This window comes from Psychrobacter sp. W2-37-MNA-CIBAN-0211 (genome assembly GCF_040309405.1).
GTDB lineage: Bacteria > Pseudomonadota > Gammaproteobacteria > Pseudomonadales > Moraxellaceae > Psychrobacter > Psychrobacter glaciei.
The window spans coordinates 1-1234 of sequence record NZ_JBEOOU010000033.1; the positions used below are offsets into that span (position 1 = coordinate 1).

Consider the following 1234-nt stretch of genomic DNA (forward strand, 5'->3'; position numbering starts at 1 on the left):
TGAACCGCCCCGGGATTGTCGGAGACTTAATATTCTGAGAGAATACGACAATGAAAAGACAAACCTACACTCCTGAGATTAAAGAACGCGCCGTTCGTATGCTGATCGAAGCAGCAAACGACTATCCCTCCACATGGTCAGCTATCCAAGCCATTGCCCCTAAGGTTGGCTGTACGCCTGAAACCCTACGATCATGGCATAAAAAACACATCGACCAAACCATTCCTGCCTCAGTACAAGCCCAAAGCCAAGAGCAACGTATTAAAGAGCTTGAACGCGAGAATAAAGAGCTCAAGCAAGCCAATGAGATTATACGTAAGGCTGCTGCTTTTTTCGCCCAGGCGGAGCTCGGCCGCCCACCAAAGTGATGGTCGATTTTATTGATGACCATAAAGATAGTTACGGGGTCGAGCTGATCTGTAGAGTCCTACCGATTGCCCCGTCAACTTATTATCGTGCTCAAGACTTAAGCGACAACCCACACAAGCGTTCACTACGCAGTCAGCATGACGACTTTTACATCGGTGAAATCAGACGTATCTGGCAGGACAGCAAATGCCGTTACGGTGCCCGTAAAGTCTGGCAACAGATGAAAACGGATGGTATTCATGTGGCTCGTTGTACCATAGAGCGCTTAATGAGACAGCATGGCCTACAAGGTGTCTGGCGCGGTAAGGGTAAAATAACAACTTACAGCCGTGATGATCAAAAGCGTGCTGATGACTTGGTTAATCGTAACTTTAATGCACGTCAACCTAATCAGCTGTGGGTTGCAGATTTTACCTATATCAAGACGACAAGCGGCTGGGTATATACCGCTTTTATTATTGATGTGTTTGCTCGCGCTATTGTGGGCTGGAAAGTCTCTAATCGCATGAACACCGATATGGTGATGGCGGCATTAAACCAAGCAATAGCAGATAGAAACCATCCCAAAGATGTCATTCATCACAGTGATCGAGGGGTTCATTACTTATCCATTCGCTACACCGATAAGATGATGGACTGCGGCGTGATTGCTTCTGTTGGTACAACAGGCGACTCTTATGACAATGCCTTGGCTGAAACGGTCAATGGGCTGTACAAGTCTGAGGTGATACATTATTTAAAAGAGAACTGGACGGGCGTCAACGATGTTGAATTAGCAACCCTTGAATGGGTAGACTGGTTTAACAAGAAGCGTTTGCATAGCACGATTGGTTATGTGTCACCTTTTGAGTTTGAAAAGCGGTAT

General features: G+C 46.3%; 1 protein-coding gene and 1 other annotated feature. The gene reads left to right on the top strand.

What is annotated here, in order from left to right; genetic code table 11:
- Positions 1-50: 50 nt before the first annotated feature.
- Positions 51-1234, top strand: a protein-coding gene (locus AAEY72_RS14125) for an IS3 family transposase (protein ID WP_502945387.1) whose coding sequence is annotated in 2 segments (ribosomal slippage) — positions 51-327 and positions 327-1234 — 1185 coding nt annotated over the 2 segments. Because the reading frame shifts where the segments join, the coding sequence is not laid out codon by codon here. This gene is flagged as partial in the annotation.
- Positions 326-442, top strand: a sequence feature (AL1L pseudoknot). (Overlaps the previous gene by 117 nt.)